Origin of the sequence: Kluyvera sp. (assembly GCF_047971185.1) — a bacterium.
GTDB lineage: Bacteria > Pseudomonadota > Gammaproteobacteria > Enterobacterales > Enterobacteriaceae > Kluyvera.
Window position 1 is genome coordinate 1 of record NZ_JBKDZH010000117.1, and the last position, 14,912, is coordinate 14,912.

Consider the following 14,912-nt stretch of genomic DNA (forward strand, 5'->3'; position numbering starts at 1 on the left):
CAGCATGGCGACCATCAGTAAGCGTTTAAACATGTCGAGTATCTCCTGAGATTAATTCGTCGGGCCAGTGGCAGGCGTCGCCGTATCAGTATGTCCGTCCGTTGATTCCTGCGCATCGCCTGAAGTCTTATTGTCGCTGCCTTTGCTGTTGTAAAGGAACTGACCAATAAGATCTTCCAGCACCATCGCCGATTTGGTGTCCTGCAGGGTGCTGCCGTCTTTAAGAATAGACGTTCCCAGCTCAGGGTCTTCAAAACCCACGTTCAGCGCCAGGTACTGTTCCCCCAGCAGGCCGGAAGTGCGAATCGCCAGCGAGCTGGTATCCGGAATGTGGTTGTAGCGGTCTTCAATGTCGATCGCCACGCGGGGTAAATAGGTTTTTGGATCCAGGGCAATGTCAGCCACGCGGCCAATTACCACGCCGCCAATCCGCACCGGCGAGCGCGCCTTCAGGCCGCCGATGTTATCGAAGGTGGCGTAAATGCGGTAGGTTGGCTCTGATTTGATCGACGAAACGTCCGCCGCCTTCAGGCAGACAAACAGCGCCGCCAGCAGGGCCACCAGCAGGAAAATACCGACCCAGATTTCACTCTTTTTCGTTTGCATTCACTCAATTCCCAAACATCAGTGCCGTCAGCACAAAGTCCAGCCCAAGAACCGCCAGCGACGAGTGCACCACGGTACGGGTGGTCGCTCGGCTGATTCCGGCAGAAGTGGGGATTGCATCGTAACCGTTAAATAACGCAATCCATGTCACCGTAATGGCGAAAACCACGCTCTTGATCAGGCAGTTCACCAGATCCATGCGCCAGTCCACCGCATTTTGCATTGCCGACCAGAAGAACCCGGCATCAATGCCTTTCCAGCTTACGCCGACCAGCGAACCGCCCCAGATGCCCACCGCCACGAAGATAATCGTCAGCAGTGGCAGCGAGATGACGCCGGCCCAGAAGCGCGGCGAAATCACCCGACGCAGCGGATCCACCGCCATCATCTCCATACTGGAGAGCTGCTCGGTGGCGCGCATCAGGCCAATTTCCGCGGTCAGCGCCGAACCGGCGCGCCCGGCAAACAGCAGCGCGGCGACTACCGGCCCCAGCTCGCGCAGCAGCGATAGCGCCACCAGCATGCCGAGACTGGTCTCGGCGCTATAGGTGGTCAGCACCAGATAGCCCTGCAGCCCCAGCACCATGCCGATAAACACGCCCGACACGATGATGATCACCATCGAAAGCACGCCAACGTTGTACAGCTGGCGCACCAACAGCGGCGCGTGCTTGCGGAACTCCGGCTTGCCGACAACGGCATTGAATAACATTAACCCAGCGCGCCCAAACGTCGCGATGGTCTTAATCCCGCGATGTCCAAGCGCTGCCAGTGCATTTAACAGCATGAGTCGATTAGCTCCCTGTGCCGATGAGGTCGCGGCGATAGTCGCCCGCAGGATAACGGAACGGCACCGGGCCGTCGGCGATGCCGTCAAGGAACTGACGCACTCGCGGATCGTCGTTTTCCTGCAACGAAGTTGCGCTGCCGTGAGCGATGATTTTGCGATCCGCCATAATATAGGCGAAATCGGCAATGCTCAGCACTTCCGGCACGTCGTGGGAAACCACAATACAGGTGACACCCAATGCGCTGTTGAGTTCAGAAATCAGCTTTACCAGCACGCCCATGGTGATCGGATCCTGGCCGACGAAGGGTTCGTCAAACATGATCAGATCCGGCTCGAGGGCAATCGCTCTGGCCAGCGCCGCACGCCGCGCCATCCCGCCGGACAGTTCGGACGGCATCAGCTTCGCCGCGCCGCGCAGGCCGACGGCTTCTAGCTTCATCATCACAGTGCTTTTCAGCAGCGGCGCGGGCAGCCGGGTATGTTCGCGAATCGGGTACGCCACGTTGTCAAACACGTTCATGTCGGTAAACAGCGCGCCGGACTGAAACAGCATGCTCATCCGTTTACGTACAGTATAAAGACGAGAGCGCGACATCTGCGGCACGTTCTCGCCATCAAAGAGGATCTCTCCGCTATCCGGGGGGATTTGCCCGCCGATCAGGCGCAGCAGCGTGGTCTTGCCAATCCCCGACGGCCCCATAATCGCGGTGATTTTTCCGCGCGGCACCGACAGCGAGATCTTGTCGAAGATGACCCGACTGCCACGGGTAAACGTGACGTCGTGCATATCGACCAAATTCTCGATATTTTGGCTCATAGGCTTACCTTTCCAGGTCCTTAAGAGGAATCATTTCCTGCTCAATTCCGCATTCTTGCAGAATCCTACCCGCACGGGTTAACGAAATCTGGCATTTGTTTTACTTTTCCTGCGCATAAAGTCAAAATTAGGAATTCGTTACGTCCAGACGTGCGGACCGACGATTATACCCGAATAAAGGACTTTAGATGCTCTTAGCCACGGCTCTGTTAATAATTGGTTTACTTCTGGTGGTCTACAGCGCTGACCGCCTTGTGTATTCCGCCTCCATTCTGTGCCGTGCCCTGGGAGTTCCACCGCTGATTATCGGCATGACCGTGGTCAGCATCGGCACTTCGCTGCCGGAAATCATCGTCTCCGCCGCCGCCTCCCTCCACGGGCAGGTAGACGTCGCCGTCGGCACCGCCATCGGGTCTAACATCGTCAATATCTTATTGATCCTCGGTCTGACCGCGCTGTTCCACCCATTTACCGTGCATTCTGATATCCTGCGCCGCGAAATACCGCTAATGTTGGTCGTGAGCCTGCTGGCCGGGTATGTCCTGTATGATGGCGAACTCTCGCTGATGGACGGTGTCTTCCTGATTATCCTGGCAGCCCTGTGGCTACTGTTTATCATTAAGATAGCGCGCCTGGCCGAACGCCAGGGGAACGACAAGCTCACCCAGCAGCAGCTGGCGGAGCTGCCGCGCGACGGCTCGCTGCCCGTCGCCTGCTTATGGCTGGGCGTGGCGCTGATTATTATGCCGATGGCGACCCGTATGGTGATTGATAACGCCACGGTGCTGGCAAACTATTTCGCCATGAGCGAGCTGACCATCGGGCTGACCATTATCGCGCTCGGCACGAGCCTGCCGGAGCTGGCTACCGCGATCGCTGGCGTGCGCAAAGGCGAAAATGATATTGCGGTCGGCAACATCATCGGCTCGAATTTCTTTAATATTGCTATCGTTCTGGGCATCCCCGCCCTACTCGCACCGGGCGCATTTAACCCCCTCGCGTTTACCCGGGACTATGGCGTAATGGTATTGGTGAGCGTGGTCTTCGCCCTCCTGTGCTGGCGTCGTCGCCAGATAGGCCGCGGCGCTGGCTTACTGTTAATCGGCGGGTTTGTTGCGTGGCTGGCGCTGCTCTATTGGGCAACGCCGCTCTTCATCGAATGAATCGGGATAACACTATGTCGCAAATAGATTTGCAGCCAAATTTCGACTTCCAGCAGGCAGGAAGAGAAGTTCTGGAGATTGAACGGGAAGGGCTGGAGCAGCTCGATCAATACATTAACCAGGATTTCAGCGACGCCTGCGAGAAGATCTTCTACTGCGGCGGCAAAGTGGTGGTGATGGGAATGGGCAAGTCCGGGCACATCGGGCGTAAAATGGCGGCGACCTTTGCCAGCACCGGCACCTCTTCTTTCTTCGTCCATCCAGGCGAAGCGGCGCACGGTGATTTAGGCATGGTCACGCCGCAGGATGTAGTCATCGCGCTGTCCAACTCCGGCGAGTCCAACGAAATTCTGGCGCTGATCCCGGTGCTCAAGCGCCTGCGCGTACCGCTGATCTGCATGACTAGCCGCCCGGACAGCAGCATGGGCCGCGCGGCGGATATTCATCTGTGCGTGAAAGTCCCGCGCGAAGCCTGCCCTCTCGGGCTGGCTCCCACCTCCAGCACCACCGCCGCGCTGGTAATGGGCGATGCGCTGGCGGTGGCCCTGCTGAAGGCTCGCGGCTTTACCGCCGAAGATTTTGCCCTCTCGCACCCCGGTGGCGCACTGGGCCGCAAGCTTCTGCTGCGCGTTAACGATATCATGCATACCGGCGATGAAATCCCGCACGTCAGCGAGGATGCCTCCCTGCGCGATGCGCTGCTGGAGATCACCCGTAAAAATCTGGGGATGACGGCCATCTGCGACGACAATATGCAGATTAAAGGTATTTTCACCGATGGCGACCTGCGACGCATCTTCGACAACGGTGCCGATCTGCGCAGCCTCGGCATTGCCGACGTGATGACGCCGGGCGGCATTCGCGTTCGTCCCGGCATCCTGGCGGTCGATGCGCTGAACCTGATGCAATCCCGTCATATCACCTGCGTGCTGGTTGCCGATGGCGACCATCTGCTAGGTGTGATACATATGCACGACCTACTGCGCGCAGGCGTAGTGTAATCAAGGATATAAAGAATGAGTAACGCTGTCGCATCGGTCGCAACCTGTTACGGGCCGGTGAGTCCACAATTTATCGCCAGGGCGGAGAAAATCCGCCTGTTGATCCTCGACGTCGACGGGGTGCTGTCCGACGGCCTGATTTATATGGGCAACAACGGTGAAGAGCTAAAAGCCTTTAACGTGCGCGACGGCTACGGCGTGCGCTGCGCCCTCACCTCCGGCATCGAAGTGGCGATTATTACCGGGCGAAAAGCTAAACTGTTAGAAGACCGCTGCGCAACGCTTGGCATCACCCACCTCTACCAGGGGCAGTCGGATAAGCTTATCGCCTACCGCGAACTGCTGGCGAAGCTGAACCTGCAGCCGGATGAAGTGGCCTACGTTGGCGATGACCTGATCGACTGGCCGGTGATGGCAGAGATTGGCCTCAGCGTCGCGGTGGCGGATGCGCATCCGCTGCTGCTGCCACGCGCCGATTACGTCACGCGCATTGCGGGCGGACGCGGCGCGGTGCGTGAAGTCTGCGACCTGCTGCTGCTGGCGCAAGGGAAGCTCGATGAAGCCAAAGGGCAATCGATATGAGTAAAACCAGACGTTGGGTTATCATTCTGCTATCGCTGGTTGCGCTGGTTCTCATCGGCCTGAATCTCGCCGATAACGACGACAGCGCCCCGGTCGCGGTCAACACGGGCGATCCAACCTATAAAAGTGAACATACCGATACGGTGGTCTACAGCCCGGAAGGTGCCCTCAGCTACCGGTTAATCGCCGAGCACGTTGAGTATTTTTCCGATCAGGGTCTGTCGTGGTTTACCCGCCCCGTGCTGACCACCTTTGACACCACGAAGGTGCCAACCTGGTCGATTAAAGCCGATAAAGCGAAGCTGACTAATGACCGCATGCTGTACCTCTACGGGCACGTTGAAATCAACGCGCTGACAGAAGACGCACAACTGCGTAAGATTACGACGGATAATGCCCAGGTGAACCTGATTACTCAGGACGTTTCCTCTGATGACCTGGTAACGTTATACGGAACAACATTTAATTCCAGCGGCCTGAAAATGCGCGGCAATTTACGCAACAAGAACGCCGAGCTGATTGAAAAGGTTAGAACCTCTTATGAAATTCAGAACAAACAAACTCAGCCTTAAGCTAGCGCTCGTCGCTTCTCTGCTGGCCGCCAGCCTGCCGGCAATGGCGCTGACCGGCGATACCAATCAGCCGATTCATATTGAATCCGATCAGCAGTCGCTGGATATGCAGGGCAACGTCGTGACCTTCACCGGTAACGTCGTCGTGACCCAGGGCAGTATCAAAATCAACGCCGACAAAGTAGTCGTCACCCGCCCGGCCAATCAGCAGGGCAAAGAGGTGATTGACGGCTACGGCAATCCAGCCACCTTCTACCAGATGCAGGACAACGGCAAGCCGGTAAAAGGCCGCGCGTCTAAAATGCACTATGAGCTGGCCAATGATTTTGTGGTGCTGACCGGCAACGCTTACCTTGAGCAGCTGGATAGCAACATCAAGGGTGACAAGATCACCTACCTGGTGAAAGAGCAGAAAATGCAGGCGTTTAGCGACAAAGGTAAACGCGTCACCACCGTTCTGGTGCCGTCTCAGCTTCAGGACAAATCCAAAGACCAGGCTCCGGCACAGAAGAAGAGTAACTAATTCGTTATGGCGACATTAACTGCAAAAAATCTGGCGAAGGCCTATAAAGGCCGCCGCGTCGTGGAAGATGTCAGTCTGACCGTCAACTCCGGTGAGATTGTGGGCCTGCTTGGGCCGAACGGCGCGGGTAAAACGACCACCTTCTACATGGTGGTCGGCATCGTGCCGCGCGACGCGGGCAATATCATCATTGATGACGAAGACATCAGCCTGCTGCCGCTGCACGCCCGCGCGCGCCGCGGCATCGGCTATCTGCCGCAGGAAGCGTCGATTTTCCGTCGCCTGAGCGTCTACGATAACCTGATGGCGGTACTGCAGATCCGTGACGATCTCAGCACCGAGCAGCGTGAAGACCGCGCCAAAGAGCTGATGGAAGAGTTCCACATCGAGCATCTGCGCGACAGTCTGGGCCAGGCGCTGTCCGGCGGTGAACGCCGCCGCGTTGAAATCGCCCGCGCGCTGGCGGCCAACCCGAAATTTATCCTGCTGGATGAACCGTTTGCCGGCGTTGACCCGATCTCGGTTATCGATATTAAACGCATCATCGAACACCTGCGCGACAGCGGCCTTGGGGTACTGATCACCGACCACAACGTCCGCGAAACGCTGGCGGTGTGCGAGCGCGCTTACATCGTCAGCCAGGGGCATCTGATTGCCCACGGAACGCCACAGGAGATCCTACAAGACGAACATGTTAAACGCGTGTATCTTGGGGAAGACTTCAGACTCTGATAGGGTAGTGGATAACGACGTTAGCGGGAGATATTCGTTCTGAACATGAAGCAAGGTTTGCAATTAAGGCTCAGCCAACAGCTTGCCATGACGCCGCAGTTGCAGCAGGCCATTCGTCTGTTGCAACTGTCTACGCTGGAACTTCAGCAGGAACTCCAGCAGGCGCTGGAGAGCAACCCCCTGCTTGAGCAAACCGATCTTCACGATGAAATAGACACCCAGGAAACCGCCGATACCGAAACGCTGGACAGCGTTGACGCCCTGGAAAAGCCCGACATGCCCGAAGAGCTGCCGCTTGACGCCAGCTGGGATGAAATCTACACCGCCGGTACGCCTTCCGGCACCGGGGCCGACTATCAGGACGACGAACTGCCGGTTTATCAGGGCGAAACCACCCAGTCGCTACAGGATTATCTGATGTGGCAGGTGGAGCTGACGCCGTTTACCGATACCGATCGGGCGATAGCCACCTCGATTGTCGACGCGGTGGACGACACCGGCTATCTCACCGTCACGGTAGAAGATATTCTGGAAAGCATTGGTGATGAAGAGGTGGGCCTCGATGAAGTTGAAGCCGTGCTTAAGCGGATCCAACGCTTCGATCCGGTCGGCGTGGCCGCCAAAGATCTCCGCGACTGCCTGCTGATCCAGCTGTCACAATTCTCGCCCGACACGCCGCGCCTCGATGAAGCGCGGCTGATCATCAGCGAACATCTCGATCTTCTCGCTAACCACGATTTCCGCTCTCTGATGCGCGTCACCCGCCTGAAGGAAGACGTTCTGAAAGAGGCGGTCGATCTGATCCAGTCGCTCGATCCGCGCCCCGGCCAATCGATCCAGACCGGCGAGCCGGAGTACGTGATCCCGGACGTGCTGGTGCGTAAGGTCAACGATCGCTGGGTGGTGGAACTGAACGCCGACAGCATTCCGCGTCTGCAAATCAACCAGCACTACGCGGGGATGTGCAACAACGCCCGCAACGACGCCGACAGCCAGTTTATCCGCAGCAACCTGCAGGAAGCGAAATGGCTGATTAAAAGCCTTGAGAGCCGCAACGACACGCTGCTGCGGGTCAGCCGCTGCATCGTTGAGCAGCAGCAGGCCTTTTTCGACCTTGGCGAAGAGTACATGAAACCGATGGTGCTGGCGGATATCGCCCAGACCGTCGAGATGCACGAGTCCACGATTTCGCGTGTTACCACGCAGAAGTATTTGCATAGCCCACGGGGCATTTTCGAGCTTAAATATTTCTTCTCCAGCCACGTCAGCACCGAGGGCGGCGGCGAAGCCTCGTCCACGGCGATCCGTGCACTGGTGAAGAAATTGATTGCCGCGGAGAATCCCGCGAAACCACTGAGCGACAGTAAGCTGACCACCATGCTCTCCGAACAGGGTATCATGGTGGCACGGCGTACCGTTGCAAAGTACCGAGAGTCTTTATCCATTCCGCCGTCTAACCAGCGTAAACAACTGGTCTGACACAACTGATAAGGAAGACACTATGCAGCTCAACATCACTGGACACAACGTCGAGATCACCGAGCCGATGCGCGAATTCGTGAATGCGAAATTCAGCAAGCTGGAGCAGTATTTCGAGAGGATCAACCAGGTCCATATTGTGTTAAAGGTGGAGAAATTGACGCACATCTCGGATGCTACATTGCACGTTAACGGAGGCGAACTTCATGCCAGTGCGGAAGGGCAGGATATGTATGCCGCCATCGACGGTTTGATTGATAAACTGGCGAGACAGTTAACCAAGCATAAAGATAAACTAAAACAACACTGATTGTCCGAGCGGTCGCCCGATATGCCTGCATATCGGGCGGTGCTTAGGTGAAATTATGACAAATAATGATTCGGCTCTACAACTGAGCAATGTCCTTAACCAGGAATGTACCCGCAGTGCTGTGCACTGTCAGAGTAAAAAACGTGCGCTGGAAATCATCAGCGAGCTGGCGGCTAAACAGCTTAGCCTGCCGCCGCAGGTGGTGTTCGAAGCCATTCTGACCCGTGAAAAAATGGGCAGTACCGGCATCGGCAACGGCATCGCCATTCCTCACGGCAAGCTAGAAGAAGATACGCTGCGCGCGGTAGGCGTGTTCGTGCAGCTGGAAACGCCGATCGCCTTCGATGCTATCGACAATCAGCCGGTTGATTTACTCTTTGCGCTGCTGGTGCCGGCAGACCAGACCAAGACCCACCTGCATACACTTTCTCTGGTGGCGAAACGGCTGGCAGATAAAACCATTTGCCGCCGCCTGCGCGCCGCGCAGAGCGACGAAGAGCTGTATCAAATCATCACCGATACGGAAACCCACGATGATGCATAATGGACATCACATCGTACTGAGGAGAAACGGTACATGGTACTGATGATCGTCAGCGGCCGCTCTGGCTCGGGAAAATCAGTGGCCCTGAGGGCGCTGGAAGATATGGGCTTCTACTGCGTTGATAACCTGCCAGTGGTGCTGCTGCCGGAGCTGGCGAAAACGCTGGCCGAGCGCGAAATCTCGGCCGCCGTCAGCATCGACGTACGTAACATGCCTGAGACGCCGGAAATTTTCGAGCGGGCGATGGAAAACCTGCCGGAAAACTTTTCCCCTCAGCTGCTGTTCCTCGACGCCGATCGCAATACGCTGATCCGTCGCTACAGCGACACCCGCCGTCTGCACCCGCTCTCGAGCAAGAATCTGTCGCTGGAAAGCGCGATTGATGAAGAGAGCAACCTGCTGGAGCCGCTGCGCTCCCGCGCCGATCTCATCGTCGACACCTCCGAGATGTCCGTCCATGAGCTGGCGGAAATGCTGCGCACCCGCCTGCTGGGCAAACGCGAGCGCGAGCTAACCATGGTGTTCGAGTCCTTCGGCTTCAAGCACGGCATCCCTATCGACGCCGACTACGTCTTCGACGTGCGCTTTTTGCCGAACCCGCACTGGGATCCGAAGCTGCGTCCGATGACCGGCCTCGACAAACCGGTGGCCGCGTTCCTCGACCGGCACACGGAAGTTCACAACTTTATTTACCAGACCCGCAGCTATCTTGAGCTATGGTTACCTATGCTGGAAACCAACAACCGTAGCTATCTGACGGTGGCGATTGGCTGTACCGGCGGTAAACACCGTTCGGTCTACGTCGCCGAGCAGCTGGCTGACTACTTCCGCTCGCGCGGTAAGAACGTGCAGTCTCGTCACCGGACGCTGGAAAAACGCAAATCATGACCGTAAAGCAGACCGTTGAAATCACCAACAAGCTGGGCATGCACGCGCGCCCGGCGATGAAGCTGTTTGAGCTGATGCAGCATTACGACGCGGAAGTGCTGCTGCGTAATGACGAAGGCACCGAAGCCGAAGCCAACAGCGTGATTGCGCTGCTGATGCTGGACTCTGCCAAGGGGCGCCAGATTGAGGTGGAAGCCAGCGGTCCGCAGGAAGAAGAGGCGCTGGCGGCGGTGATTGCATTATTTAACGCCGGGTTTGATGAAGATTAATCCTTTCCCGAGGTCACCGGGGCGAACCCGGAGTCGGCGCTAGCGCGCCTCGTCCGGGCTACATCGACAGCGTCTGCAATCTGCCGCAGCCCGGCCGAGCGCAGCGACGCCGGGAAGCCCATACTCCTTAATACAGCTTATGCTCCCGCATAAATCCTTCCCCGCCTAACTGCCGCATCTGACGCATAATCCACGCCTGACGGCTGCGCACGTACCCTGAGGGCGCATTGGCCTTAAAGCGTATCGGGTTAGGCAGCACGGCGGCCAGCAGCGCGGCCTCCGCCATCGTGAGTTTGCTGGCGGGCTTGTGGAAATAACGCTGCGCAGCGGCTTCCACGCCAAAAACGCCGTCGCCAAATTCGGCGATATTCAGGTATACGGTCAGAATACGCTTCTTACTCCACACCGTCTCCACACCCACCGTCAGGCCAGCCTCCAGCCCCTTTCTTACCCAGCTTCGTCCGTCCCACAAAAACAGATTTTTAGTAGTCTGCTGCGACAGCGTCGACGCGCCGCGAATGCGGTTTTCATTCTGCTCGTTGTGCGCCAGCGCCTTCTCGATAGCCGACACGTCAAAGCCCCAGTGATCAGGGAACTTTTGATCTTCGGCGGCAATCACCGCCAGCCCCATCCACGGCGAAATCTCATCCATGCTGACCCAGTCGGAGTGGGCTACATAACCAAAATTCCCCGTCAGCCAGGCCCCCAGCTGACGCTCAACCATCACGGCAGAAAAGGGAACCGGCAAAACGCTGAACGCCGCGATACCGCCGCCCCACAGCAGCGCCAGCATCAATAGTAGCCGCCAGACCAGACGTTTAAGCCTGGCTACACTTCTCAAAGCCATCTTGTTCTCGCTAACTCTCTGACGCCGATTAATATTTCTGATTATGTCGTTACGCTTCACACATTTTACTGATTCACGTAACAAACATTTTAAGTTTTGCTATCTTATTGAGCGTGCAATCGTATTTCAGGTTGTGTCAAAAAAATCAAAATCATGTCAAACATCTGACGCAACCACCGGTTCCCTGGTGTTGGCGCAGTATTCGCGCACCCCGGCTTGACCGGGGTCATTTTTTATCCGCGTTCGCCACCCACGCTTTCAGTACCGCGACATCGTGCTGCCATTCCGACTTCATCTCTTCAACCCATTCACCTACGTTATCCCACCACGCCGGCAGGTCCGGGGATTGAATCTGCTGCCCCAGCTGTTGCAGATGGCGCAGCCCGACGGAACCCGCGGCCCCTTTAATTTTATGGCCCTCTTCGACAATACCTTTCTGGTCGCGGGCGGTGAGATTCGATTCCAGTACCGCCAGGTAACCCGGCATCATCTTCTCAAATACGGCCAGACCGTCGGTAATCAGCTTCGGCCCCACCAGCTCGATGTACTGCTCCAGCATCGCTATATCCAGCAGCTGCTGCGTTTTGCCGTTATCACCAGGGTTCACGGTACTCTCCTCTTCGTCTTCAGCGGTATCCCAGAACTTCTTGATCATTGCCGTCAGGGCCGGTACCGAAAGCGGTTTACTCAGCACGTCGTCCATCCCGGCTTCCAGATACTCTTTCTTATCCTTCAGAACGTTAGCGGTCAGGGCCACCAGCGGCGGCAGCTCGTCGGCGTGATATTTGCGCGTCAGCTCGCGGGAAATATCCAGGCCGGTCATGTCCGGCAGCTGGATATCCAGCAGCACCAGGTCATATTCGCCAGGGGTAAACATCTCCAGCGCGGCCTTGCCGGTCATGGCGACATCCACGCTGTTGCCCAGTTTTTCCAGCACCGAGCGTGCGACGATCACGTTCAGCTCGATATCTTCCACCAGCAGCACGTTCAGCGCCGGCAGCGGCATATCGTCTTCGTCAAACGCATCTTCCACTTCCTCCGCCACGGCGGGAGCGTGTACCGTCAGGGTAAAGGTAGAGCCGTGACCCGGCTGGCTGGAAACCTCAATATCGCCGCCCATGCTTTTCGCCAGGCGCTTCGACACAGCAAGGCCAATCCCGGTGCCGGTCGCGGGCTTACCGCCCTCGCTGTCTTTCACCTGGTAATACATGGCGAAGATTTTGTCCTGCTCGTCCTGCGGGATGCCGATACCGGAGTCTTCCACTTCAAAGTGCAGCATGTCGCCCGCGTCGTTGCGCACGCGCACCACCACGCTGCCCTCCTGCGTGAACTTGACGGCGTTGCTGATCAGGTTCCACAGAATTTGCCGCAGGCGAGTGCCATCGGTGATCACTTTATGCGGTAAAGGCAGCGTCGGCTCCATCACGAAACGCAGCCCTTTTTGCTGCGCCTGCAGGCCGGACAGGTTTTCGAGATCGGCCAGGAAGCCGGTAAAATCAACCTCCTGGTTATCCAGCTGAACTTTACGGCGCTCCATCTTATCCATGTCGATAATATCATTGAAGATATTGCCCAGCGTCACCGCCGAAACGTGGATCGTTTTCAGGTACTTTTCCTGCTCAGCGGTCAGGTTGGTGTCGAGCAGAATACGGCTGAGGCCAACTATGCCGTTGAGCGGAGTACGCAGTTCGTGGCTGATGGTGGAGATAAAGGTGGTTTTATCGCGGCTGGCGCGCTCCAGCGCATCCTGGTAGCGCTTGCGTTCGGTAATGTCGCGACCAAATCCCATCAGGCCATGGCGTTTACCGACGCGGTCATAGTAAGGCACTTTACGAATTTCGAAGCAGGCTTTACGCCCGTCCGGGTAGTCGAGCCACTGCTCGTAGGTCAGCGAGACGTTGTGACGGAACACTTTCTCATCGGTTTCAATGACTTTCGCCGCCGCCTCGGCGGTGTAGACCTCTTCCGGATGCAGGTGGATGAGCTGCTTCTCGCTCTTGCCGGTCAGCAGCTCCATCGCCCGGTTACAGCCGGAAAACTCTTTATCTTCATTGCGGTAGAACACCAGATCCGGCGAGGCGTCGAGGAAAGAACGCAGGAACGACGACTGCTGCTCAAGGCGGATTTGCGTCTCTTCACGCTCCTGCACCTCAACGCGCAGCTGTTCCAGCGTCGCCAGGCGCTCGGCCTCGGCTTTTTCGCGGTCGCTGATTTCCTGATTGAGCTGGGAAATGTTGTCTTTAAGCTGGACATTCAGCTTGAGATCGCGTTCGCGCATCTCTTCAAGCTTTTCCACCAGCCGGGACAGGCGCTGTCGCGACTCCTCAAGCTGTTCGACCACCACCGACAGGAAATAGACCGCCCAGGGGGTGATCAGCAGACCGAAGAAGATCGAGCGAATCACGTCGATGCTCTCCACCTGACCGTGCAGCACCATGGTGACCGCCATCTGTACCACAATCGCCAGTACCACCAGCGCCAGCGCCAGCAGCAGGGAGAAACGTACCAGACCCAGCTTCATCATCAGGTCGACGTAATACTGCGCCAGCATACGGATTTGCTTCATGAGGAGTTCCTTAACGACATCATCGCTCAATAATACCCAATTCTGAGCGCGGCGCGGTAGGTTGTGCGAAAAATGCGGGGATTATCTGCTAATTGGGCCATGGAGCCATTCCCGGCGGCGCTTCGCTTGGCCGGGCTACATTGCGGTTGTGGCCATGCCGCCACCCGGCAATGTGTGCAGAGGTGCCAGGTGGCGCTATGGAAGCACCCACGGCGTACCCAGCGCCGAGCCCTGCACACCGTGTTCATTCAGGTACTTATCCAGCTCAACCATCCCGGTCCAGCGGTTCTCACACCACAACGGTGCCAACAACGTCGGGCGACGGGCGCTGGCGGAGATACGATGATAAATGACCTCCGGCGGCGTATGGCGGATCATCTCACCGGCGGTCACCGTGTACTCATCCAGCGCAATACCGTTCAGACGACCCGCTTCCCAGGCTTTTGCCATAATGCTGCCCGTCACGATATGCAGCGGGTGTAGCTTGATGCCATCGACGCCAGTCTCCACAACCCGCTTAAGCGTCTCCAGACATTCGCTTTGCCCTTCCCCCGGCAGGCCGACAATCAGGTGGCTGCAGACCTTCAACCCGCGCTCGCGCGCCAGCCGCGTGGTATGTTGATAGCAGGCAAAGTCGTGGCCGCGGTTAATCCGGTGCAGCGTTTTATCGTGCGCGGTTTGCAGCCCCAGCTCCAGCCAGACTTCATAGCCCTGCTCTTTATACTCGCTCAGCAAATCCAGCACCGCCTCCGGCACGCAGTCCGGGCGGGTTCCGACGCACAGGCCAACGATATTGCCCTGGCTCACCGCCTGCTGATACATCGAGCGCAGCACCTGCACTTCGGCAAAGGTGCTGGTATAGGCCTGGAAATAGGCCAGATAGCGTTTCGCGCGGTTCACCAGATTCGCCTGGTGCGCCAGCTGGTCGGCAATCGACTTATGCTGCTGCGCTTCATCGGCAAACGAGGCGACGTTACAGAACGTGCAGCCGCCGCGCCCAATGGTGCCGTCGCGGTTTGGGCAGCTGAATCCACCATGCAGCGTCAGTTTATGAACCTTTTCGCCGTATCGACGCGTAAGATCCCCACCAAACATATTGACTAATTTTTGTAACTGCATAATCTGATAGACCGGCCTGAAGAAAGGGGCCAAGCCTGCCATTTTTAGTCTCGATCGGCGATGACCTGGATCAATCGCCATGTAGACCTTTTACCTCATTGCAT

At 57.2% G+C, this 14,912-nt stretch carries 17 protein-coding genes; 11 read left to right on the forward strand and 6 right to left on the reverse strand.

Features of this window, described 5'->3' with window-relative positions; all coding sequences use genetic code 11:
* Positions 1-51 precede the first annotated feature (51 nt).
* From mlaD to mlaF, 3 genes are read right to left on the reverse strand one after another with little or no spacing between them, the layout of a single operon-like run.
* Positions 52-606 carry an outer membrane lipid asymmetry maintenance protein MlaD gene (gene mlaD, locus ACK5JN_RS22885; RefSeq protein WP_416872246.1) on the reverse strand — a complete coding sequence of 185 codons (555 nt, stop codon included), beginning with the start codon at positions 604-606 and terminating at the stop codon, positions 52-54.
* A 4-nt stretch (positions 607-610) separates the two neighbouring features.
* A complete protein-coding gene (mlaE, locus tag ACK5JN_RS22890) occupies positions 611-1,393 on the reverse strand; it encodes a lipid asymmetry maintenance ABC transporter permease subunit MlaE (protein ID WP_416872247.1) in 783 nt (260 codons plus the stop codon).
* 7 nt (positions 1,394-1,400) lie between these two features.
* Positions 1,401-2,213: a phospholipid ABC transporter ATP-binding protein MlaF gene (gene mlaF / locus ACK5JN_RS22895; protein WP_416872248.1), complete on the reverse strand. Its 813-nt coding sequence runs from the start codon at positions 2,211-2,213 to the stop codon at positions 1,401-1,403.
* Positions 2,214-2,401: 188 nt separating this feature from the next.
* Here mlaF and ACK5JN_RS22900 point away from each other — a divergent pair, with 188 nt between their 5' ends.
* From ACK5JN_RS22900 to npr, 11 genes are read left to right on the forward strand one after another with little or no spacing between them, the layout of a single operon-like run.
* Entirely contained in the window at positions 2,402-3,376 is a 975-nt protein-coding gene (locus ACK5JN_RS22900; protein ID WP_416872249.1) for a calcium/sodium antiporter, read from the forward strand.
* Between the two features lie 14 nt (positions 3,377-3,390).
* Positions 3,391-4,377, forward strand: a complete 987-nt coding sequence (kdsD, locus tag ACK5JN_RS22905; RefSeq protein ID WP_416872250.1) for an arabinose-5-phosphate isomerase KdsD — start codon at positions 3,391-3,393, stop codon at positions 4,375-4,377.
* 15 nt (positions 4,378-4,392) lie between these two features.
* On the forward strand, positions 4,393-4,959 hold the full coding sequence (gene kdsC / locus ACK5JN_RS22910) for a 3-deoxy-manno-octulosonate-8-phosphatase KdsC (RefSeq protein ID WP_416872251.1): 567 nt from the start codon (positions 4,393-4,395) through the stop codon (positions 4,957-4,959).
* Entirely contained in the window at positions 4,956-5,531 is a 576-nt protein-coding gene (gene lptC / locus ACK5JN_RS22915) for an LPS export ABC transporter periplasmic protein LptC (RefSeq protein ID WP_416872252.1), read from the forward strand. Before kdsC ends, lptC begins: the two co-directional genes overlap by 4 nt.
* On the forward strand, positions 5,500-6,054 hold the full coding sequence (gene lptA / locus ACK5JN_RS22920; RefSeq protein WP_416872253.1) for a lipopolysaccharide ABC transporter substrate-binding protein LptA: 555 nt from the start codon (positions 5,500-5,502) through the stop codon (positions 6,052-6,054). Before lptC ends, lptA begins: the two co-directional genes overlap by 32 nt.
* Positions 6,055-6,060: 6 nt before the next feature.
* Complete coding sequence (gene lptB, locus ACK5JN_RS22925) at positions 6,061-6,786, forward strand: LPS export ABC transporter ATP-binding protein (protein WP_416872254.1); 726 nt, start codon at positions 6,061-6,063, stop codon at positions 6,784-6,786.
* A 45-nt stretch (positions 6,787-6,831) separates the two neighbouring features.
* Complete coding sequence (gene rpoN / locus ACK5JN_RS22930; RefSeq protein WP_416872255.1) at positions 6,832-8,265, forward strand: RNA polymerase factor sigma-54; 1,434 nt, start codon at positions 6,832-6,834, stop codon at positions 8,263-8,265.
* A 22-nt stretch (positions 8,266-8,287) separates the two neighbouring features.
* Positions 8,288-8,575 (forward strand): ribosome hibernation promoting factor, encoded by a 288-nt coding sequence (gene hpf / locus ACK5JN_RS22935; RefSeq protein WP_065356160.1) that lies wholly within the window; start codon positions 8,288-8,290, stop codon positions 8,573-8,575.
* Between the two features lie 55 nt (positions 8,576-8,630).
* Positions 8,631-9,119: a PTS IIA-like nitrogen regulatory protein PtsN gene (gene ptsN / locus ACK5JN_RS22940; protein ID WP_035891171.1), complete on the forward strand. Its 489-nt coding sequence runs from the start codon at positions 8,631-8,633 to the stop codon at positions 9,117-9,119.
* Positions 9,120-9,152: 33 nt separating this feature from the next.
* Positions 9,153-10,007, forward strand: coding sequence for an RNase adapter RapZ (rapZ, locus tag ACK5JN_RS22945; protein ID WP_416872256.1), 855 nt, complete (start codon positions 9,153-9,155; stop codon positions 10,005-10,007).
* The gene (gene npr / locus ACK5JN_RS22950) at positions 10,004-10,276 is read left to right on the forward strand and encodes a PTS phosphocarrier protein NPr (RefSeq protein ID WP_416872257.1); all 273 of its coding nucleotides are present in this window, start codon (positions 10,004-10,006) and stop codon (positions 10,274-10,276) included. The genes rapZ and npr overlap by 4 nt, the downstream gene beginning before the upstream one ends.
* A gap of 127 nt (positions 10,277-10,403) precedes the next feature.
* Here the strand turns inward: npr and mtgA are convergent, their stop codons facing one another.
* The 3 genes from mtgA to ACK5JN_RS22965 form a co-directional block, all read right to left on the reverse strand.
* The gene (gene mtgA / locus ACK5JN_RS22955; RefSeq protein ID WP_416872258.1) at positions 10,404-11,123 is read right to left on the reverse strand and encodes a monofunctional biosynthetic peptidoglycan transglycosylase; all 720 of its coding nucleotides are present in this window, start codon (positions 11,121-11,123) and stop codon (positions 10,404-10,406) included.
* Positions 11,124-11,349: 226 nt separating this feature from the next.
* On the reverse strand, positions 11,350-13,689 hold the full coding sequence (gene arcB, locus ACK5JN_RS22960; protein WP_416872259.1) for an aerobic respiration two-component sensor histidine kinase ArcB: 2,340 nt from the start codon (positions 13,687-13,689) through the stop codon (positions 11,350-11,352).
* Positions 13,690-13,884: 195 nt separating this feature from the next.
* Entirely contained in the window at positions 13,885-14,808 is a 924-nt protein-coding gene (locus tag ACK5JN_RS22965; RefSeq protein ID WP_416872260.1) for a TIGR01212 family radical SAM protein, read from the reverse strand.
* Between the last annotated feature and the right edge of the window lie 104 nt (positions 14,809-14,912).